This is a genomic window from Salinibacter pepae, from assembly GCF_947077775.1.
Classification (GTDB): domain Bacteria; phylum Bacteroidota; class Rhodothermia; order Rhodothermales; family Salinibacteraceae; genus Salinibacter; species Salinibacter pepae.
Genome location: NZ_CAMTTE010000001.1, coordinates 1,679,812 through 1,700,000, shown reverse-complemented (window position 1 = coordinate 1,700,000; position 20,189 = coordinate 1,679,812). Strand labels below are relative to the sequence as shown.

The following is a 20,189-nucleotide window of genomic DNA, read 5'->3' as shown; positions in this document are numbered from 1 at the left end:
GCGGTGTGTTTCACCTGCTCCTTTTGCGCAGGTCCGAGTGGAGAAGGTTCTCCGTTGTGGGATGTGCAAAATAGTGGGTGTTAAGCATTGATAAGGCTCATGGTGAATGCCTTGGTATGGGCAGGCGACGAAGGGCGTGATAAGCTGCGATAAGCTACGGGAAGCTGCAAATAAGCGTTGATCCGTAGATTTCCGAATGGGGAAACCTGGCAGGCAACGCCTGTCACTTGCTACTCAATACATAGGTAGTAAGAGCCAACCCGGCCAACTGAAATATCTCAGTAGCCGGAGGAACAAAGACCAATTGGGATTCCCTCAGTAGTGACGAGCGAAGGGGGACAAGCCTAAACTGACGTGGTTTCGGCTGCGTCAGGGTTGTAGGGCCCGCACCGAAACCTACGCGTCGAAGTCGAAACTGACTGGAAAGCAGTACCAAAGAGGGTGAAAGTCCCGTAGGCGTAAGACAACTAGGTTTCGCGGGAGCCCCTGAGTACCACGGGACCGGAGAAATCCTGTGGGAAGCGGCCAGCACCATCTGGCAAGGCTAAATACTCGCCCATGACCGATAGTGGACCAGTACCGTAAGGGAAAGGTGAAAAGAACGCCTAATCGGCGAGCGAAAAGCACCTGAAACCACGAGCTGACAACCAGTCGGAGCACGGGCCCTTTGGGTCGGTGTGACGGCGTGCCTTTTGCTTAATGAGCCTACGAGTTGCTCCTCACTGGCCAGGCTAAGGCCTTCAGGGCCGTACCCGCAGCGAAAGCAAGTCCGAATAGGGCGTCGAGTCAGTGGGGGCAGACGCGAAACCGAGTGAGCTACCCATTACTAGGTTGAAGCGCGGGTAAGACCGCGTGGAAGACCGAACCGACCAGTGTTGCAAAACTGCCGGATAAGTTGTGGGTAGGGGTGAAAGGCCAATCAAACTCGGAAATAGCTCGTTCTCTCCGAAATGCATTTAGGTGCAGCGTTATGTTAAAGTGTGCTGGAGGTAGAGCACTGATTGGGCTAGGGCCCTTCACCGGGTACCAAACCCTGACAAACTCCAAATGCCGGTACACGTTTCATGACAGTGAGGGCATGGGGGATAAGCTCCATGTCCGAGAGGGAAACAACCCAGATCGACAGCTAAGGCCCCTAAGTTCAGACTAAGTTGGACGAAGGAGGTCGGACTGCTTAGACAACCAGGATGTTGGCTTAGAAGCAGCCATTCATTAAAAGAGTGCGTAATAGCTCACTGGTCGAGCGGTCTGGCGCCGAAGATTCCCGGGCATCAAGTCTGACGCCGAAGCTTCGAAATCGTCCTTTGGGCGATTGGTAGGAGAGCATTCTAGTTGCACAGAAGCTGTGTTGCGAGGCACAGTGGAGCGGCTGGAAAAGAAAATGTAGGCATGAGTAACGATAAAACACGTGGGAAACGTGTTCGCCGCAAGCCTAAGAGTTCCTGTTCAACGCTAATCGGAACAGGGTTAGTCGGGACCTAAGCTGAGGCCGAAAGGCGTAGGCGATGGAAAACGGGTCAATATTCCCGTACCTCCCAACAGCGCTAACGTCCGACGTGACGTGGTAGCGTAAGGGCCGCGTGCTGACGAAAGCACGTTGAAGCAAGTAGGCCGGAGCGGTAGGCAAATCCGCTGCTCCATTCCAAAGGCCGAACCGCGATAGTAGAGGGAGCCGACAGGCAAACTCATAGAGCCCCCGAGCATACCACCGAGAAAACCGTCGGCCGTTGCTTCGGGAGCCCGTATCATAAACCGACACAGGTAGGCGAGGAGAGTATCCTCAGGCGCTCGAGTGAATCGTGGTCAAGGAATTCGGCAATCTAGCCCCGTAACTTCGGAAGAAGGGGCGCCCTTTTCCGCTCAAAAATGGAGAAGGGTCGCAGTGACCAGGCTCAGACGACTGTTTAACAAAAACACAGACCTCTGCTAAGTCGCAAGACGACGTATAGGGGTTGACACCTGCCCGGTGCTGGAAGGTCAATGGAGCGTGTTAATGCCCTCTGGGCATGAAGCTCGCAACTGAAGCCCCAGTAAACGGCGGCCGTAACTATAACGGTCCTAAGGTAGCGAAATTCCTTGTCGGGTAAGTTCCGACCTGCACGAATGGTGCAACGATCTGAGCGCTGTCTCGACCGCGAGCTCGGTGAAATTGTGGTGCCGGTGAAGACGCCGGCTACCCTCAGTGGGACGGAAAGACCCTGTGCACCTTTACTACACCTTGGCATTGCCATTAGTCAGAACATGTGCAGAATAGGCGGGAGGCATGGAAGCTGCGTCGCTAGGCGCAGTGGAGCCATCCCTGAAATACCGCTCTTGTTCTGATTGATGTCTAACCTGCGACCGTGATCCGGTCGAGGGACATTGTCAGGCGGGTAGTTTGACTGGGGCGGTCTCCTCCAAAACAGTAACGGAGGATTTCAAAGGTACCCTCAGCATGGTCGGTAATCATGCGTTGAGTATAAAGGCAAAAGGGTGCTTAACTGCGAGACATACTAGTCGAGCAGGTGCGAAAGCAGGACTTAGTGATCCGGCGACTCTGAATGGAAGGGTCGTCGCTCAAAGAATAAAAGGTACGCCAGGGATAACAGGCTTATCTCCGCCAAGAGTTCATATCGACGCGGAGGTTTGGCACCTCGATGTCGGCTCGTCGCATCCTGGGGCTGGAGAAGGTCCCAAGGGTTGGGCTGTTCGCCCATTAAAGCGGCACGCGAGCTGGGTTCAGACCGTCGTGAGACAGGTCGGTCCCTATCTACTGAGGGCGTCGAAGACTTGAGCGGAGCTGCTTCTAGTACGAGAGGACCGAAGTGGACGGACCGCTAGTGTGCCAGTTGTGCCGTCAGGCGCATCGCTGGGTAGCTATGTCCGGAAGGGATAAGCGCTGAAAGCATCTAAGCGCCAAGCCCTCCGCAAGACTGGGTCTTCCCAATGGGTCGTTCGAGACGAGGACGTGGATAGGCGGCAGGTGTAAGCGTAGCAATACGTTCAGCCGAGCCGTACTAATTACCCATAAGGCTTAACACCCCTATTTTGCACATGCCATCATGGGGGCACAACGCATCGCTTGCATCCCGATTCGCTTCGGGAGTGTGTTGAAATCTACCATTATGTCAGACATTCGCTGGTGAAAACACCAGCACCGAGTTTCCTGGTGGCTATAGCGCGGGGGCAACACCTCTTCTCATTTCGAACAGAGAAGTTAAGTCCCGCAGCGCCGATGGTACTGGCCGTTGGCCGGTAGAGTAGGACGTTGCCAGGATTCCCTTCTAGGGACGCCGTTGCAGTTGCAGCGGCGTCCCTTTTTTATTTGGGGCTATCAGTCAGTGAGGACTGTCGGTCCTGTCACGTCCGGCCACCAACCATTTTCGAGTGTCCCCGTTACGTGCTGTGTAGCAGAAGCCCTGCGTGTTTTGAGGCGGGCTCTTCTCTTCACGAGTTAGATCTTTGGCATGGACCGTCCCAACGGCTCCCCTTCGGGCCCTTCATCTCAACCGACAGCCCCGAGCGGAGAAGAGACGCCTGCCGTGGCCCAGTCGGGGGGCCCGAACCGTGAGGAGTCGTCGGCAAGCAGGGCGCCCGGTTCCGAGAATCCAAGCTCCCCCTCATCGTCAAACGGCCCCCCTCAGTCCTCACCGTTTACGGACTTTGATCCCCTGGCGCCCTACCGAGGGGCGGTCCGCCGATTCTTTACGGTGTGGCGACACGTAGCCGGCCTGCTGATGGGGGGGCACATCGCGTACGTCGACTCCCTGCCGCGCGTACAGAAGACGGGCATGCGGTCGCTGGGAAAGCGCATGCTAGCGGGCATCCTGAAGCCCTTCGTCCGTAGCGACCTCCGGAATCGTCCCTTCCCGGAGCAACTGCGGCGCCGACTGGAAATCCTCGGGCCCACGTTTACCAAGCTGGGGCAGATCATGGCCATCCGGGAGGATTTGCTTCCGGAGGTGATTACGGAGGAGCTCGACAGCCTGATGGACCACCTGCCGCCCATTCCCTTCGCGCAGGTGAAGGCAATTATTGAGCGGGAACTGGAGGATCCCGTGGAGTCCCTCTTCCGATCGATCGATCCGGAGCCGCTGGCCGCCGCGTCCATCGCACAGGTGCACCGGGCCACGACACACGATGGGAAAGACGTTGTCGTGAAGGTGATTAAGCCGGGCATCCGGGACGTCGTGACGTCCGACCTGAAGCTTCTAGAGTTTTTCGGGGTGTTTCTGCAGTGGCTGCTGCCGCGCTACCAGCCGACACAGATCATCGAAGAGTTTGGGGCCTACACGAAGCGCGAAATTGACTTCGACTACGAGGCCGATCATGCTGAAATCTTCGCCGCGAACTTTCAGGACGTTCCAGGGGTGGTTTTCCCCGATGTCCATCGTGAATTGAGCACGAGCGACGTGCTTACGATGGAGTACCTGGGCGGCATCCGGCCCGGCCCCCAGGCCGTGCGCGAGCTGAGTGAGGCCGAGCGGCAGCGTGTAATCGACCTCGGCGCCTCTGCGGTCATCCGGATGCTGTACAAAGACGGGTTCTTCCACGCCGATCTGCACGCGGGCAACCTGAAGATTCTGCCCGGCGATCGGCCCGAGGACCTCCAAATTGGATTCATTGACCTCGGGATGGTCGGGCGCTTCCGGGCCGACATCCGGCGGCGCATGCTGTACTACTACTACGCCCTGGTGCGGGGGGACGTGGAAAATGCGGCCCGCTACCTTCTCGACATGGCGCGAGTGGGAGAGGGCGGCGACCCGCAGGGATTTCGGCGGGCCGTCTCGGACATGGCCCGCCACTTTCTGATGCGGAGCAAGCAGGGCTCGATCAGCCTCGCACAGGTCATCCTGCAGTCGCTGAGCCTGGGGGGGCGGTACCGCATCTTCTTCCCGGTGGAGATGACGCTGATGGTGAAGGCCCTCGTCACCTTCGAGGGCGTGGGCCGGACCCTGGATCCAGACCTCGACGTGGTGGCGGTCTCGCGGCGCCACGTGCAGCGGATCTTCCGCGAGCGGTTCAACCCCTTGACGCTAGGGTCGGAGCTGCTGAGCAACGCCCCCGAGCTGGTGGATGTGGCCCTGAAGCTCCCCCAGCTGCTGACGTCTGGGGCGGCGCAGCTCGAAGAGTCGTTGACCGATCAGCCCCCGAGTGATCCCCTGTCCGGGGTCCGGAGCAGCGTCATTGCCGGGGCCTGCATCGTCGGAGGGGTGATTTCCGTGGTGCAGGGCGGGCCGCTGTGGCTGTCAATCCCCCTATTTGTGATTGGGGCGGGCCTGGCGGTGTGGGCGCGGTAGGTCGAGCTTACGTTTGGCTCGGGACAGACCGATTGGCCCGCTCCGCGTGATTGTGCAGACGGTCCAGCAGACCGTCGAGGCGATCGAGGGTGTCGCTGGTCGCGCGGAGCACCTCCGCCATCGAAGATGCGGGGCGCTGCGACTCGTGGTCCCGGGCGGAAGGGGAGGTGTCGTAGAGGGAGTGGGGGGCGTCGAGCACGTCCCGGCGCAGCCACAGGCCGTGGCGCTCTAGGATGGGCTGGAGCACCTCCGCACGAGAACGCAGGTGACGGCGCGTAGCCTGGTAGGCGTGCTCGCAGATGTCGTGCCGATTCTTGAAGCTGAAGATGTTGGAGAAGAACAGGTGCGTGTCGTCGCACTCTGGCTCAATGAGAATGATGTCCGCGTCGGGATGGGTATGCGCGTACTTCTTGAAGCCGGTCTGCTTGCGAGAGTCGACGATGGCGCGAAATGTCTGGGACAGCACGGTCGGCAGGCCCCGATCGGCGAGGGACGGGCCGTGGCCGTTCGTTTGACGATCGAGCAACCGCTCGGCGTGTTGCTTGAGCTGGACGTTGATCGGCACGATGGGGTTGATGCAAAAGAGGAGGTCGGCGCCGGCATCGAGCCCCACACTCGCGTGCACGGTGCGGCGTGCCACCCCGTCAATGTAGTGCTGGCCGTCGATCTCGACCGGGGTGTACAGGCCCGGAAGTGCGGTGGACGCCTGGATGGCCGATGAGATGGGGACATGGTCGTGCCCGGGCTCGCCGAAGACCGTAACGTCGGCGGAGTCGAGGTTCATGGCCACGACGTACAGCTTCCGCTTCAACCGGCGAAAGTCGTTGGTGCGGCCGCTGGCAGAGAGGGCCTCGGCAAGAAAGCGCTCCAGCGAGGCATTGGTGAAGAGGCCCGTGGGCACCAGGGCCCCAAACGTCGCGAGAAGCCCGAGCAAAGACAGGTCGCCCGGATTGAGGAGGTAGTGCCGAAGAGACGAAAAGAAGGCCCCGGGCAGGCGCCCCAGTCGACCCGCGTATTCGCCCACGGCCGGCCGGAAGAGCACCTCCGGCTCCAGGTTGAGGCTCGAGTCGGACGATTCCGAAACGACGGCTCGACTGAGTTCGCGTGCAGAGACGCTGCTGGCCAGCATGCTCCCGATCAAGCTGCCCGAGCTGACGCCCACGTAGATGTCTAAATCGTGTAGACGACGTCCCTCAATCGCCTCGTCGAGGGCACACAGCGCCCCAATCTCGTAGAGGGCTCCCTCAACGACCCCACCCGCACAGGCGAGGCCAAGCGTGCTGGAGCCGGTGGGAGAGGAGGGCATCGAGTAGGGCGGGTAGTGAGAAACGGTTCGGTCCGCCGTATTCGTCGTCCACAAAAGCGGTTCCGGACGTGCCTCGTCGGACACGTTCTGGGGGGCTCTGCGAGGGAAAAGGCGCCCTCCGTCTTGGAGGGCGCCTCGTCCCCAGAGGAGCAAATTCGAGGCCAGGCGGTGAGAAGATCTACGATTCGTCCGAGGAAGGCTCTTCCGCCTCCCCGAGGCGGTCGGCAAGCGCCTCGACCTGTCTGGACAGGTGGTCTACTTTTTCTGCCAGGTCGTCGACTTCCGTCTGGGTGGGAACGCCGAAGCGCTCCAGGGCGGCCTTTACAGAGTCGGCGAGCATCGACTGCGTTTCCTCCCCGGCCTCTTCGAGTTGGGCGAGGGCCTCGTCGCTCTGCTCGCGGACCTTCTCGGTCGCCTCTTCAATCTTGGCCTGGCGCTCCTCCTCAAAGTCCTGTCCCCGGTCCACGAGGCGATTGAAGAGCTTCGTGCCTTCCTCTTCGACCGTAGCTAGGGCCCCAAGGCCAGCCAGCCACACCTCGCGGCCGCGCTCGGTAAGTTCATCCTGTAGGTTTTCGGAGTCGGGGGCGTCGGGTTCAGTCGTCATGGCGTGGGAAAATGGGTTGTGAACGAAGCATGCGGAAAGGAGAGTCAGTCCCGAGAGGGCGGCTGAACGGGCTCGGCGGTGGGCGTCTCCCCGGAAGCCTCTTGGGGATGTCGTTGGGCGTCTGAATCCGAGGCGGACGGGGCGTCGAGGTCGTCCAGCAAAGCGGATAGTCGCTGCTCCAGGTGGCGCAGCTGTCGTCGGAGGGCGTCGAGGTCTCGCCTTCGGGGGCTCTGAACGAGCCGTTTCAGTTGCCCCACCGAGCGTTCCACCAGGCCGTCGACCGTCGATCGGATCTGGTCGAGTCCCATGTCGAGGGCCTCGCCACTGCGACGCAGCAACGTGTGGAGCAGGTCCGGCGGGATGACGGGGGCGCCGTTCCTTCCCTCTTCCAGGATGATCTGGGTGAGCGTCTGGGCTGTAATGTCTTCACCGGTCGCCTTATCCACGACCTCGACGGTGTTGCCTTGCCGTACGAGCGCGGCGATGTCGCTCAACGACACGTACTCGCTCGTTTCGGTGTCGTACAGCTTTCGGTTGTCGTAGCGCTTGATCCGTCGAGCCATAACCAGGGCAGCAGAGCCTTCGTAACACGATGCATCAATTGTGTTCATCCGTTTTGACGCAGTGCGTTATAAATTGATCCGGGGGCGTCACGACGGGCCAGTAGGGCAAATCAGGAAGCTGTAGCTGGGAGCCGGCGGGGTCTGGAGCGTTCGGGAGGGCGGGAGCGCTGAGGAGAAACGAACTGCGCCCCAGAGCCGTCGTCTTCTTGGTCTCCCGGTGATGCCCGCGTTCCATATGCCCTACGACACCGTCGACGACACGCGTCTGCACTACACCGAGCGGGGGCGGGGCGCCCCCCTCCTCTTCGTGCACGGCCTGGGGTCGAGCAGCCGCGACTGGGCCGCGCAGGTCGAGGACTTCGCCAAGCGCTACCGTGTGCTTCGGGTCGACCTCCGGGGGCACGGGCGCTCCGAGCGGGGCGAAGGCCCGTATTCCATTGCGCAGTTTGCGAGGGAGGTGGCTGTGCTCTTGCGCAAGCATGCGCACGGACCGGCGCACGTGGTGGGCCTGTCCATGGGGGGCATGGTCGCCCTTGAGTTGGCTGCGAGTGCCCCGCGGCTTCTCCGCAGTCTTGTCGTCGTCAACAGCGTGGCCGACATGCGGCTCCACTCGTGGCGCGACGTATGGTTTTACGTCTCGCGCCGGCTGGCGGTGCAGGCCCTCGGCATGCGGCGGGTTGGGCGGCTGCTCGCCCGCCAGCTGTTTGTGAAGCCGGATCAGGGGGCCCTCCGGCGCACGCTCGTCGAACGCTGGGCCGGAACCGACAAGCAGGCCTATCTCTGGTCGATGGATGCGATCATGCAGTGGAGCGTGGCGGACCGCCTCCACCGCATCGACACGCCCACGCTGCTCGTGTCCTCGGACGAGGACTACACCCCGGTGGCAGAAAAGAGACAAATGAGGGCACAGATGCCCCGGGCCGAGCTTGCCGTCGTGCACGATGCCCGGCACGCGCTGCCGGTCGAGCGCCCAGAGGCGTTCAACGCAGTTGTGGACGACTTCCTGAGGCGAGTTGAAGGGCGGTAGACGAGACTGCCCCGGCCACTCGCGACTGTTGCGGGGGCATGCACGGATCAATGCACGTAACTTCCGGCGTTGACGTCGACGGTAGTGCCGGTGGCGTGGTCCGCGTGGCCGCTGGCGAGAAACACGACGACCGAGGCCACGTCGGCGGGCTCGGTGAGCTCGTTGAGCGCAAGGTCGCTCGTCGCGTGGGCCTCCCCGTACTCGTCGATGAAGTCCTGCGCCATGTCGGTGCGCGTGAAGCCGGGGGCGAGCGTGAAGGCCTTGACCCCGTCCGCCCCAAATTCGCGGGCGATGGAGCGCGTGAGCGCAACCAACCCGGCCTTGGAGGCGGCGTACGTCATGTAGTCGGGCGTGTCGCCCCGAAACGCGGCCCGCGAGGCCACGCTGATGATGCGCCCCCCGGACGGCGACCGGGATCGGAAGTGATCCAGGGCATGCCGGCACAGCAGCTCGGGGGCCCGTAGGTTGACGTGCATCGTCTCGGCCCACGCGTCGCCCCAGGACGGGGTGTCATCGTCCAGGGGGGTCGGCACGGCCACGCCGGCGTTGAGCACCAGGGCGTCGAGCCGTCCGTAGGCGTCGACCACGCGCTCGATCAGAGCGTCCGTCGCCTCCAGGGCCGAGAGGTCGGCCTGGAACGCGCGGGCGCCGCGGCCGCAGGCTGCTACGACCTCCGCCGCCGCGTCTTCACTCCGGCCGTAGTGCACGGCCACGGTGGCCCCGGTGTCGGCGAGGGCCTCGGCGGCGGCCCGCCCGATGCCGCGGCTCGCGCCGGTGACGAGAATCGTTTGGTCGGTGAGGTCGAGGGTCACGGTGGAATTGATCGTCAGGCGGAGTGCAGTGAAAAGAGCGGGGAGGAATGAACCGTGATGCGTGGAGCGTGATGCGTGAGGCTGTCCCACTCCACCGGTCACGCTTCACGGCTCACGCGTCACGGCTCGCCGCTGAAGGAAAGCACACAGGGAGGAGCGTGGCGATCCGGAGTCGGAGGGGCTTCTATCGATAGTACCGGGTCGCGTAGTCGGGGTCGTACGTCGAGTCGGCCCGGACGACGTCGAAGCGAATGCGGCCGATCGGACGCCCGTCGGGCGTTTCGACGGTGACGCGCCATCGTCCCGGAGAGACGTGCCGCTTGTAGGTGACGCCCCGGTAGCCACTGCGCCGCCCGCCCACCACCTGATACGCAATGCGGTCGGTATCCACCCAGGCGTCGCGCGAGGGCACGTAGCGCTGCCAGCGATGGGTGACGTCCGCCTGGAAGGCAGTCGGGGCGTAGAGGGCCGTGAAGCAGTGCACCGTGTCTGTGGGGGCGTAGTGGAAGGGGGCATCTCCATTCCCCGTCCAGAACCAGGCCCGGGAGGCACGTTCTTGACGAAGCACGAAGGCGTCCCCCGCCCGGTCGGCGTCGTGGTACACCCCAATATGCTCGAGGGCGAGCGGCACCGGCGGAATCCAGTGCTGGACGTAGAAGGTGGTGAGCCCGCCGAAGAGAAGGGCGATCACGCACAGGGCGCCCAAAAAAGACCGGAGGCGGACGAAGACCCCCTGCAGGCGAAGCACAAGCAGCAGTCCCGTAGCCACACCGACACTCAGGATGCCGCTCGTCAGAAACACCCAGAAGCCCATCGTTCCCAGGACGACGGGCAGGAGGAATGTGAGGTAGCAGAAGACGGCCAGGAAGTAGAGCCCGATGAGCAGGTGCCCGCTCTGGTGGCGGCTCCCGACCCACTCGTTGACGAGGAGGAGTCCCACCAGCACGAGCAGGAACAGAGACGCCGTGGTGAGGGAGGCGCTCCGCGTATAGTAGATCACGTAGGCGCTAAACAGTCCGCCGGTTAGGAACTGAATCGCACCGACGGACCACGTACTGAGCGCCCGAAGCGATGGGGGGAGCGGGCGGCCGTGCCGGTCGAGAAGAGTGAGTGCGATCGCGCCCCCGAGCAGCAACAGGTACCCCCCGAGGATAACGTTGTCGAGCAGGGCGCCGACACGCTGGAGGGTGAGGGCGTCCCAGGTGACGCCGCCAAAGAAGAGGAGAAGCGGAGCGAGCGTCTCGTGGCGGTGATACAGCCGCCGGACGAGGCGATAGTGAGGGCGCCGAGCGAGGCCCTGCACCAGGCGGCCCAACGAACCCATTCCGAAGGGGGCCTCGGACGTAGAGTCAACCGTGCGATTCGACGACATAGGCACGCAGGGGGCTCCGTCCCGTGCCGGGGCCCAACGGAACTGCGATTGGGGCCTGGAGGGGGGGACGACGATCTACGCGTTCGGGGTCGGAAGGTCCGGCTTTGTCACGCCCACGGCCTCGGCGTCGGGCTTCGGCTTGTCGTCCTGAGGCCGGCGCCAGAGGGGGACGGACGAGCAGGGCTCGCCGTACATCAGCTTTTTGGCCACGCCCTGCAGCTTTTGGGTGGCACGGACGTAGGCCATTTCCGGCACCACGTCGTCCCCACAGCCCTTGATGACGACGGGCTTGTCCTCGTAGGCCGACCAGTCTTCCGCGTCGAGTGCCGCCACATAGTACTCGCGCCGAAGGTCGTTGGCCCGGCCGAAGGTGGTGGACTGGGCACTGTCGCGAAGCTCCGACGCAATCAGCATGTACCCCCAGGTCGGCACAATGGCGTCCGTCGAGCAGTGCAGGGCGACATGCTCGTCCGCGTACTGGGACCAGTCGTGCGCGTCGACCTCCGACCGGAACTCTTTCTCCTTCAACATCAGGCCGTCCACGAGAAACGTGCTGATGTCGAGCTCCGTGACGGAGCGATCGTCCCAAAGGTCGGCCAGGTTGTAGACCTCGATTTCGCCCTGGGCAACGCGGTTCTCAATCGATTCCATGGGGAAAAGAAGTATTGGAAAGTACACGCATCCGAGCCACACTTTAGAATCGCCGCGGCACGGGGCGAGTTTCTTCGACGGCGTCCCGGATCGGGTCAACGCCGGCCGACCGGGCAGGCACGCCCAACGCCGGGCGGGTGCATCGGTTTAGGCCGCACTGATCTCGTCGTCGAGCCGGTTCAGGTACGACCGCATGTACGCTGCGCGCCGCTTGGCCTCGGTGCGCCCCGCCTCGGTTTGCATCGTGTCGGGGAGGCGCAGCAGTTTGGCGTAGAAGTGGTCGAGCGTGTACCTGTCGTCGTCGGGGGCGCGGTCGTCACAGAACGGGTCGTCGGGGTTGTAGAGCGACTGGTCCAGCGCCCCGCCCACGGTGAAGCAGCGGGCAATGCCGATGGCCCCGAGGGCATCGAGCCGGTCGGCATCCTGTACCACCTTCGCCTCGACGGTCTCGGGGGCGGTGTCGCCCGAGTAGCTATGGGCGGCGATGGCGTGCTCGATGTCGGGAATCCACTGATCGGGATACTCCTCGTCCGCGAGAAAGTCGTGGGCCGCGTCCGCCGCGCGCCGCGCGGCCTCGGCACGGTTGGGGGCATCCTTCGGAAGGACCACGCAGTCGTGGAGCCAGGCGGCGGGCACGACGACGTCCATCTGGGCCGTTTCGTCCTGGGCCAGCTGGCGGGCCGTCGTCACGACGCGGTCAACGTGGGCACGGTCGTGGGCCGCGTCGGCGTCGGCGGCTTGGGCGTCGAGGAAGGCGGCGAACCGGTCTTCCCAGAGGCCCCAGGCGTCGGTGGAGGAAGGCATGGCGCTGTGCAGGCGTGTGTGAGAGATTAAGGCGAAGGCAGGGATCCAGCGCGGAGCATCTGCCCGCAGCGTGCGTGTCCCCTACAGAGTGTCTTTTGCGAAAGAACCGGTGTCTGATGGCCTCGATGAACGTGACCCCTGTACGGCGCGACGCGGACTGGGAGAAGGCCCGTGCCATTCGCACGCAGGTATTCGTGGAAGAACAGGAGTGCCCCCCCGACGAGGAGTGGGACGGGCACGACGCGACGAGCCGGCACGTGCTGGGGTGGGTGGACGGGAAGGCCGTCGCCACGGCGCGGTGGCGCACGGTGGCGTACGACGAGGAAATCGTCGCCAAGCTTGAGCGCTTCGCCGTTCTGGGCGGCCACCGCGGACGAGGGCACGGCACACAACTCGTGCGGACGGTCCTCGACGATGCCCGCCGCGCCGGCTTCGACACGTTCCTGGTCCACGCCCAGGCGCACCTTCGGGACTGGTACGAGGGCCTCGGGTTCGAGTCGACGGGCCGGGCCTTCGAGGAGGTCGGCATTCCCCACGTCGAGATGGTCCGACGTGAGGATCCGTGAAGGCGTGACCGGTCGTGGGGGCGCCCCCCTCCTCGGGAAGGCTGTGCTTCGGGGCCTGCATCTGTGTGTGCCCCCTACTCGCGCAGCCCAGCACTGACGACATCCGGGTTGGTCCGCACGGTCGCGGCCTCCAGCAGCGCGTTGATCTGATCCTCGACGGCCTGCTGCCGGCGCTCCTTTGTCATTTGCTTCCGCGCCTTGGTCGTATCCATCGGTTCCCCGGCGTTGGTCAGGCGGATGACGTGGAAGCCGAACCGCGTACGTACCGGCTCGGGGGCGACGTCGCCGGAGTCGGAGAGGGCGTAGGCCGCCTCGGCAAACTTATCGACCATCCGGTCCCGGGTAAAGAAGCCAAGGTCGCCGCCCTTCTGGGCGGATGGGCCCTGGCTGTGGCGGCGGGCGAGTTCAGCAAAGTCGACGTCTTCCATCTCTGCACTGTCTACGAGGGCCGCCGCGGCCGTTCGGGCCGAGTCGACCTCCGACGCCGGGGCGTTCTCGCCTGCTTTAATCAGAATGTGCTGGGCCCGGATGCGCCGATTTTTTTCGCTGTACGCCGTGACGTCGTCGGAGGACGGCTCCTCGTAGTTCTCGGCCATCTGTCGCTGCAACTGCTGTTGACGGAACTGATCGGCCAGCAGGCTGCGGACCGAGTCGACCGTCATGTTGTTGCGGGCCAACTGCTTCTGGAACTGTTCCTCAGTTTCGTACCGCTGCTTGAGCTTCTGGAGGCGTGCGTTCACCTGCGTGGGGTCGACTTCAAGGTTCTGGGCCCTGGCTTCTCCCCGAAGCGCATGCTGACGCGCAAAGCCGCGAATAAGCTGGCGGTGCGTCTCCTGCATCCGGTCCTCAGACTGCTGACCGGGGGGCTGGCGCTTCATCGACATCCGCACCTGCTGCTGGTAGCGCTGGGCCGAGAGGGTGTCGGTGCCGTACTCGGAGGACACGACAAGGGCCACAGTGGAGTCGGACACGGGACTCCCCACCTGGTAGGGCACGTCCGCGGTCTCGGAACGGGTTCCGCTTTCCCCCCCGCACCCGACCAGCAAGAGGAGGGCGGGAAGCGCAACGACGGGGAGAAGGCGCGAAAGGGCTGGGGGACGCATGGGCACGAGGCGGTCGGTCGGGGGAGTGCGAAGAGAAGGACAGTGCGGATTGACGGGCAGGGGCCCCAGAATGTACCGGGGAGTTGGAAATCGGGGCGCGCACTGCCAACAACCGGTGGATGCACGTCCCCCCGCACGGACATGTTTCTCGAAGCGCCGGGCAAACGTGCCGCCCACGCGTGCAGGACGAGGAGGCGTCCCGAGGCGACATCGCGAAGCGAACGCGCCCCCGTGGGGTTGAATTTCCGTGAACGCGAAACCTGGGGCGAATTGTTAGATACGCCCATTTGGATTATAGACGCAATCCGCCGCGTTCGTCTAGGGGTCTAGGACGCCGGCCTCTCACGCCGGTAGCACGGGTTCGAATCCCGTACGCGGTACATCACGACGTCTTTTTGAGGCGCTGGCCTTCCTCCTCCCTCCCCCCGGGCCAGCGCCTCTTTTTTGTTGGGGCCCGGCAAGGGCCCGATCCCCGGCCCGGGCGCAATACAACGAAAAAGGCGACGATCCCGGCCGGGACCGTCGCCGTGACGTGCAGCGCAGAAATGCAACGCAGAAAGGGAAGGGGGGGCGCCGATCTACGCGTCCTCCTCCGAATTGTCCGCGACCTCCCCGTTGGGCTGGATGGACCTTAGGCCCTCCAGGTTGTCGGGGTTCAGAACGTTGTCCACGAGGCCGTACTCCTCGGCCTCCGCCGCGCTCATCCAGTAGTTGCGGTCGGCATCCGCCTCAATCTGGTCGATGTCCTGGCCGGTATGGAGGGCCAGAATCTCGTAGAGGCGCTCCTTGAGCCACATGATCTCCTCCGCCTGAATCTCGATGTCGGAGGCCTGGCCCTCGGCCCCGCCCATTGGCTGGTGGATCATGACGCGGGAGTTGGGGAGGCACGCGCGGCTGTCGTCCTCGCCGGCTGCGAGCAGCACCGAGCCCATCGACGCCGCCAGGCCCACACAAATGGTCGACACCGGCGCGCCGATGTACTGCATCGTGTCGTAGACGCCGAGGCCGCTGTAGATCACACCGCCCGGCGAGTTGATGTAAAGGTTGATGGGCTTCTCGGAGCTCTCGCTCGCCAGATAGAGAAGCTGCGCAACCGTCAGGTTGGCAATCTGGTCGTTGATCGGCGTGCCGATGAAGACAATGCGCTCCTTCAGCAGGCGACTAAAGATGTCGTAGGCCCGCTCGCCCCGGGTCGTCTGCTCCACGACCATGGGCACGAGCCCCGACATGGGCTGGTCGCCCAGGTCCCCGTCGTAGATGCCGCCGGGGAGCGAGGTCAGGCCTCTGCTGAACTTGACAAAGTCATCAACCATGGAGTCGGTAGGCGTTCCTGAAAGGCTCAAAAACGGACCGTCTCGAACCCGAATTTCGGGGCGGTGGTTCCCCCTCACGGGCATCACGGGACGGGAAAAGTACAGTTACGGCGCCATGCGCTGCCGCTGCGCCTGCTGTTGCTGCTGTTGTTGCATCTCCTCCTCAAACTCCTCTCGGCTCTTGGACTCCACGTCGAGGCGGTCGAACAGGAAGTCGTACACCTTGTCGCTCAGAATCTGCTGCTCCACCTTCTCCATCATCTGCGGCATGGTCTGGTAGAACTGCTCGATCTGCTGAGCGGTTACCTGCTCCTCGCCTCCGGACTGCTCGGCGAAGAAGGTCTGGATTTCCTCATTGGAGACCGCCAGGTCCTGCTCCTCCACAATCTGATCCCGGATGAGCATCCAGCGGCCCTGGTCCTCGGCGTCGCGGCGGTTGCGCTGGCGGAAGTGCTCCTCGTCGAAGTCCTCGGGCAGTTCGCCGTCGTTTTCGTCCTCCACCTGCTTGACGAACGAGTCGAGGTAGCCCTCGATGACCGACTCGGGCACGGGGACGGGGTGGAGCTCCAGCATCTTGTCGATCACCTCGCCCTGCGCCATCTCCCGGGCCCGTTCGTCCCAGGCCTCCTGTAGGCGCTCGCGGATGTCGGTGCGGAAGGCCTCCAGGTCGTCGAACTCCCCTTCGGTGACGCGGCGCACAAACGCCTCGTCGAGCGGCGGCAGGTCGCGGCGCTTCACGTCGTTGACCGTCACCTCGTAGAGGCGGTCCTCACCGTCTCCCTCATGCTCGTGTGGGTGCCCGTGCCCGGCATGCTCGTGGGCCGGATGCTCTTGGGGCAGCTCCACGCGGAACGTGTCCCCCGCTTTCTTTCCCACGAGGGCCTCTCGGAGCTCCTCCTTCAGGCGATCGTCGTCGAGGAAGAAGGTGAGGTCCTCGTCCTTGTCCCCAATGATGGGAGTGTCCGTATCCGGGTCGATGCGCTGGAGGTCGATGTTGACGTAGTCGGTGTCCGCGGCGGCCTCCTCTTCGAGGGGCAGCAGGTCGGCCTCCTCCTTCCGAAGACGCTCAATTTCGTCCTCCACGTCCTCCTCGGTAATCTCGGGGTCGAGCATTGTAATCTCGACCGACGAGAGATCCTCCAGCTCCACCTCGGGCCGGACGCCGAACCGAAGGGTGGCCTGCAGGTCGGCGTCCAGCTCGTAGTCGAGGTCCACCAGCGTCGGCTGGCCGAGCGGCTCGATCGCGTCGGTCTCCTCCACTTCTTCTTCGAAGGCCTCCTGCACGAACTGCTCGGCCACGCGGTAGCCGATTGCCTCGCCGTGCATCTTCTTAACGAGGCCGAGGGGCACCTTCCCCTTGCGGAAGCCCTGCACGTCCATGTTCTTGCGCTGGGCGTTCAGGGCCGCCTTGAGCTTCGGCGCCAGCTCGTCGGCCGTGGCGTGGAGGTCCAATTCGTACTCGACCGGAGAGGCCTTCGAGAGTGTGGTGTCCATAAGCGACAAAAGGGTGCGCTGAGAGGGCGAGAGCGAGGGCGGGCCGCCCGGCGTTCCGAAGGGCTCCGGAGAGCGGGCGCTCATCCCTTTAAGGGGAACGTCTCTAGAATGCACGATCCCGCGAAAAGATCGGTACGAACGCCTATGATCGGCGTCCGGGGGCCGAAAACCCCACAAATCCCGGATGAAAAGCGAGTGCGGGAGGCGTGAGGAGGGATGCGTGAAGTGTGCCCTGGGGGACCTCAATGGGGGCTATCTTCACGGATCACGTGTTATGGAGGCTACCGATTATGGAGGCTACCGATACGTGGCCCACCGCGCGATCTCGCGCAGGCCGGGGGTCTTGCCGTACGAGAGAATGCCGACCCGGTAGATGCGCCCGGCGACCCAGATCATCCCGACGAAGGTGCCCACCAGCAGGACGAACGCCGTGGCGACCTCCCACAGCGGAACGGAAGTGATGGCAAGGCGCAGCACCATGAGGATGGGGGAGAAAAACGGGATGATGGACGTGACGATCGACACCGTCGCGTTCGGGCTCTCGATCACGAAAATGAGGAAGAGAATGGGCAGGATGAGCGGCGTCAGGACGGGCAGCAGCAGGTTCTGCGCGTCCTGTTGCTGCTCGACGGCCGAGCCCACGGCGGCGAAGAGGGAGGCGTACAGGAGGAAGCCGCCCACGAAGAACAGGATAAACCAGACGACGAGATCGAGGGGAATGGTGGGGATGGAGATGCCGGCCGCCTCCCGCATCGCGTCCGGGGAGGCCCCCGGGGAGGCGCCCAGGTCGGACGGGGCGAAGAAGAGGGCCAACACGGGCCCGATGGCCGCCACGCCGCCCGTAGCGAGCGCGGCCCACGTTACCATCTGGGTCAGTCCCATCGCCCCGATGCCGAGCACCTTGCCCATCAGCAGCTCGAACGGACGGACCGACGAGACGATGACCTCGACGACCCGGCTGCTCTTTTCTTCGATGACCCCCTGCATCACGTACTGGCCGTAGAAGAAGACGGCAAAATAGATGGCGAACGCCATCACGTAGCCGAGGGCAGTGTAGGCGAGGGTGGAGTCGTCCGTGGTGCCTTCCTCCTCGCTCAACTTGCGCGTGGCGAGCCCCACGTCCGAGTCCACGATGGACAGCACGTCCGTGGAGGCGCCGGCCGTCGCGAGGCGGTGCCGCCGCACCACCCGGTTGACCCGCGCGTCGAGGTCCGACCGGAGGGTAAGCCCCCCGCCCTCCACCGAGTAGTAGGTGGCCTCTCCCGTGCCGTCCAGCAGCGACGCGGGCAGCCGCAGGTACCCGTCGTACCGACCGTCCCGCACGGCCCGCCGCACCGAGTCCGTCGGGGCCTCGACGGGGCGGAAGGTAAGGCCCTCCCCGCCCGTGGCCGTGAGCGAGTCGGCAAGCCGGCCGGTCTCGTCCATGACGGCGACGGTCTGCTCGTCGGTCTGGTCGGCGAGGTACCCGAACAGGGCGGGTGCCGCGAACAGAAGGACGGCCCCGAACGGCACCAGGAGCGTCGCGAGCACGAACGCCTTCGACCGAACGCGGCGCCAGAACTCACTACGCAGAATGAGCCAAATCTTGTGGAACGACATTCGGGGTCCGGGGGCGGGGTGGGAGAGACACAAGAGCGAGTCGGAGCGGCGGCGGTCAGGCAGCGCCCGCGGCGGCCTCTTCGCGCATGCGCTGGGCCTCGGCCTCCCCCACCACCTCGACGAAGATCTCGTTCAGGGGCGGGGCCACGCGCTCGTAGCGGTAGAGCTCGTCGGTGCGATCGAGCGCGCGGTTGAGCACCTGCCGGGCGTCGGTGCCGTCGGCCAGGGTCAGTTCGGCGCGGTGGGCACTGCGGGTGTTGATGCGCACCTGCCCGGCGGCCACGAGCTCGTCGATGAAGGCGCCGTCGCCGTCGAACTCGAGAACGAGCGTATTCTGTCCAAACTGCGCCTTCACGTCGCGGAGCGGGCCCTGGAGGACCACGTCCCCCTCGGCCATCAGGCAGATGTCGTCGCAGAGCTGCTCCACCTGCTCCATGCGGTGGGAGGCAAACAGGATCGTGCGATCGTCGCGGCGCAGCTCCAGGATGATGTCGCGCAGGAGGTCGGCGTTGATGGGGTCGAGGCCGCTGAAGGGCTCGTCGAAAATGAGGAGGGACGGGTCGTGCAGCAGCGTCGCGATGAACTGGATCTTCTGCTGCATGCCCTTCGATAGTTCCTCGGTCGTCATGTCGGCCCAGTCGGTGGCGTCGAAGCGGTCGAGCCAGTAGTCGGCCCGGTCGGCGGCCGTGGCCCGCGAGAGGCCCTTGAGCGTGCCGAGATAGACGAGCTGCTCCTTCACCCCGAGGCGCTTGTAGAGGCCCGACTCCTCCGGCAGGTAGCCCATCCGCTGTTGGCTCCAGGGCCCAACGGTGCGCCCGTCGTAGCGAACCGCGCCGGCGTCGGGCACGGCAATGTAGGTGATCATTCGGATCGTCGAGGTTTTGCCGGCCCCGTTGGGCCCCAGAAGGCCGAGGATGCGGCCGGGCTCGGCCGAGAACGACACATCGTCGACCGCCACGGTGTTGCCGTAGCGCTTCGTCACGCGGGACACCTCAAGGTGTGCCATAAGAAGGAAAGGTTAAGAGATGCCAGAACGCGATCCTCCTGTTAAGAAAGAAGGCACAGGGGGAAAAAGAAACCGTCGAGACTGACGAGGCGCCGGACGGGAGAACGACGTGTTGAGCGGGCCGATGAGCCGCCCCGTGGAGGCCCCCGCGCCCAACCCCCCAGGCGAGAGGCTACAGCTCCGCCATTTTCTCCGGGGGAATGCCGATAAGGTAGCGCTGTTCGATAATTTCTTCGTGGACGTTGAAGAGGCCAGTGCCGCGGAAATCCACCGCGATGTCGGAGCCGTTGATGCGCTTCACCTCGCCGATGCCATAGTACGAGGGCTGCGGGCCGTAGTAGACCAGTTGCCCCTCGGACAGTCGGCCGTCCCGGCGGGCGTCCCGGTGAAAGGCCGGCACCTCTTGGAGACGATCAAGCTGATACGGAGTGGAAGACTCGTCGGAGCGGTTGCTCATGGTACTGCGGGGCCTGGTAAACACTGGTAGAGCGTACGAAACGTGTGAGGCCAGGTTCGCCCGATCCCTCTGGTGCACGTTTCGCCGTCCGTCAAAGAAGTGAAACCATCGAGACGACTCCGGGGGGCGAGACGAGGGTGCCGACGAGAGAGGCAACTCTCGGCCCGGCACCGCGTTGACGACGGTCCTATTGCCCTGTGCAAAACCGTCCCTAAGAGCCCTATCGGGGCACG

General features: G+C 64.0%; 16 protein-coding genes, 1 tRNA gene and 2 rRNA genes. 6 read left to right on the top strand and 13 right to left on the bottom strand.

From position 1 onward, the window contains the following. Positions 1–78: 78 nt before the first annotated feature. The 3 genes from OJA40_RS07090 to OJA40_RS07080 all read left to right on the top strand — a co-directional run bounded on the left by OJA40_RS07090 (position 79) and on the right by OJA40_RS07080 (position 5,279). Positions 79–3,021, top strand: a 23S ribosomal RNA gene (locus OJA40_RS07090). Positions 3,022–3,144: 123 nt separating this feature from the next. Then, positions 3,145–3,256, top strand: a 5S ribosomal RNA gene (rrf, locus tag OJA40_RS07085). Between the two features lie 433 nt (positions 3,257–3,689). After that, positions 3,690–5,279 carry an ABC1 kinase family protein gene (locus OJA40_RS07080; RefSeq protein ID WP_263810214.1) on the top strand — a complete coding sequence of 530 codons (1,590 nt, stop codon included), beginning with the start codon at positions 3,690–3,692 and terminating at the stop codon, positions 5,277–5,279. Positions 5,280–5,286: 7 nt separating this feature from the next. Here OJA40_RS07080 and OJA40_RS07075 read toward each other — a convergent pair whose 3' ends face one another. The 3 genes from OJA40_RS07075 to OJA40_RS07065 all read right to left on the bottom strand — a co-directional run bounded on the left by OJA40_RS07075 (position 5,287) and on the right by OJA40_RS07065 (position 7,752). After that, complete coding sequence (locus OJA40_RS07075; RefSeq protein ID WP_208426169.1) at positions 5,287–6,585, bottom strand: patatin-like phospholipase family protein; 1,299 nt, start codon at positions 6,583–6,585, stop codon at positions 5,287–5,289. A gap of 178 nt (positions 6,586–6,763) precedes the next feature. Further along, positions 6,764–7,189, bottom strand: coding sequence for a phasin family protein (locus tag OJA40_RS07070; RefSeq protein ID WP_208426170.1), 426 nt, complete (start codon positions 7,187–7,189; stop codon positions 6,764–6,766). Positions 7,190–7,233: 44 nt separating this feature from the next. Continuing rightward, on the bottom strand, positions 7,234–7,752 hold the full coding sequence (locus OJA40_RS07065) for a polyhydroxyalkanoate synthesis regulator DNA-binding domain-containing protein (RefSeq protein WP_208426171.1): 519 nt from the start codon (positions 7,750–7,752) through the stop codon (positions 7,234–7,236). Between the two features lie 235 nt (positions 7,753–7,987). Here OJA40_RS07065 and OJA40_RS07060 point away from each other — a divergent pair, with 235 nt between their 5' ends. Then, the gene (locus OJA40_RS07060) at positions 7,988–8,779 is read left to right on the top strand and encodes an alpha/beta fold hydrolase (protein WP_263810213.1); all 792 of its coding nucleotides are present in this window, start codon (positions 7,988–7,990) and stop codon (positions 8,777–8,779) included. A 47-nt stretch (positions 8,780–8,826) separates the two neighbouring features. Here OJA40_RS07060 and OJA40_RS07055 read toward each other — a convergent pair whose 3' ends face one another. The 4 genes from OJA40_RS07055 to OJA40_RS07040 form a co-directional block, all read right to left on the bottom strand. Then, the gene (locus OJA40_RS07055) at positions 8,827–9,591 is read right to left on the bottom strand and encodes an SDR family NAD(P)-dependent oxidoreductase (RefSeq protein WP_208426173.1); all 765 of its coding nucleotides are present in this window, start codon (positions 9,589–9,591) and stop codon (positions 8,827–8,829) included. Between the two features lie 184 nt (positions 9,592–9,775). Next, positions 9,776–10,915: a DUF2914 domain-containing protein gene (locus OJA40_RS07050; protein ID WP_263810212.1), complete on the bottom strand. Its 1,140-nt coding sequence runs from the start codon at positions 10,913–10,915 to the stop codon at positions 9,776–9,778. A gap of 123 nt (positions 10,916–11,038) precedes the next feature. Next, entirely contained in the window at positions 11,039–11,614 is a 576-nt protein-coding gene (locus tag OJA40_RS07045) for a DUF2480 family protein (protein WP_208426174.1), read from the bottom strand. Between the two features lie 147 nt (positions 11,615–11,761). Continuing rightward, positions 11,762–12,418: an HD domain-containing protein gene (locus OJA40_RS07040; protein ID WP_263810210.1), complete on the bottom strand. Its 657-nt coding sequence runs from the start codon at positions 12,416–12,418 to the stop codon at positions 11,762–11,764. Positions 12,419–12,534: 116 nt separating this feature from the next. Here OJA40_RS07040 and OJA40_RS07035 point away from each other — a divergent pair, with 116 nt between their 5' ends. Then, positions 12,535–12,984 (top strand): GNAT family N-acetyltransferase, encoded by a 450-nt coding sequence (locus tag OJA40_RS07035; RefSeq protein ID WP_263808778.1) that lies wholly within the window; start codon positions 12,535–12,537, stop codon positions 12,982–12,984. A 74-nt stretch (positions 12,985–13,058) separates the two neighbouring features. On the opposite strand, the gene OJA40_RS07030 is transcribed toward OJA40_RS07035, so the two are convergent. After that, on the bottom strand, positions 13,059–14,087 hold the full coding sequence (locus OJA40_RS07030) for a peptidylprolyl isomerase (RefSeq protein ID WP_208426176.1): 1,029 nt from the start codon (positions 14,085–14,087) through the stop codon (positions 13,059–13,061). A gap of 307 nt (positions 14,088–14,394) precedes the next feature. On the opposite strand from OJA40_RS07030, the gene OJA40_RS07025 reads away from it, so the two are divergent. After that, positions 14,395–14,467 (top strand) — tRNA-Glu (locus tag OJA40_RS07025). 198 nt (positions 14,468–14,665) lie between these two features. Here OJA40_RS07025 and OJA40_RS07020 read toward each other — a convergent pair. The 5 genes from OJA40_RS07020 to OJA40_RS07000 form a co-directional block, all read right to left on the bottom strand. After that, on the bottom strand, positions 14,666–15,400 hold the full coding sequence (locus tag OJA40_RS07020; RefSeq protein WP_272506856.1) for an ATP-dependent Clp protease proteolytic subunit: 735 nt from the start codon (positions 15,398–15,400) through the stop codon (positions 14,666–14,668). A gap of 105 nt (positions 15,401–15,505) precedes the next feature. Continuing rightward, positions 15,506–16,978, bottom strand: a complete 1,473-nt coding sequence (tig, locus tag OJA40_RS07015; protein WP_263810209.1) for a trigger factor — start codon at positions 16,976–16,978, stop codon at positions 15,506–15,508. A 213-nt stretch (positions 16,979–17,191) separates the two neighbouring features. Further along, entirely contained in the window at positions 17,192–18,493 is a 1,302-nt protein-coding gene (locus OJA40_RS07010) for an ABC transporter permease (protein WP_208426177.1), read from the bottom strand. Between the two features lie 55 nt (positions 18,494–18,548). Then, positions 18,549–19,499, bottom strand: a complete 951-nt coding sequence (locus OJA40_RS07005; protein WP_263810207.1) for an ABC transporter ATP-binding protein — start codon at positions 19,497–19,499, stop codon at positions 18,549–18,551. Between the two features lie 172 nt (positions 19,500–19,671). After that, positions 19,672–19,956 carry a hypothetical protein gene (locus OJA40_RS07000; protein ID WP_043552738.1) on the bottom strand — a complete coding sequence of 95 codons (285 nt, stop codon included), beginning with the start codon at positions 19,954–19,956 and terminating at the stop codon, positions 19,672–19,674. Positions 19,957–20,189 lie beyond the last annotated feature (233 nt).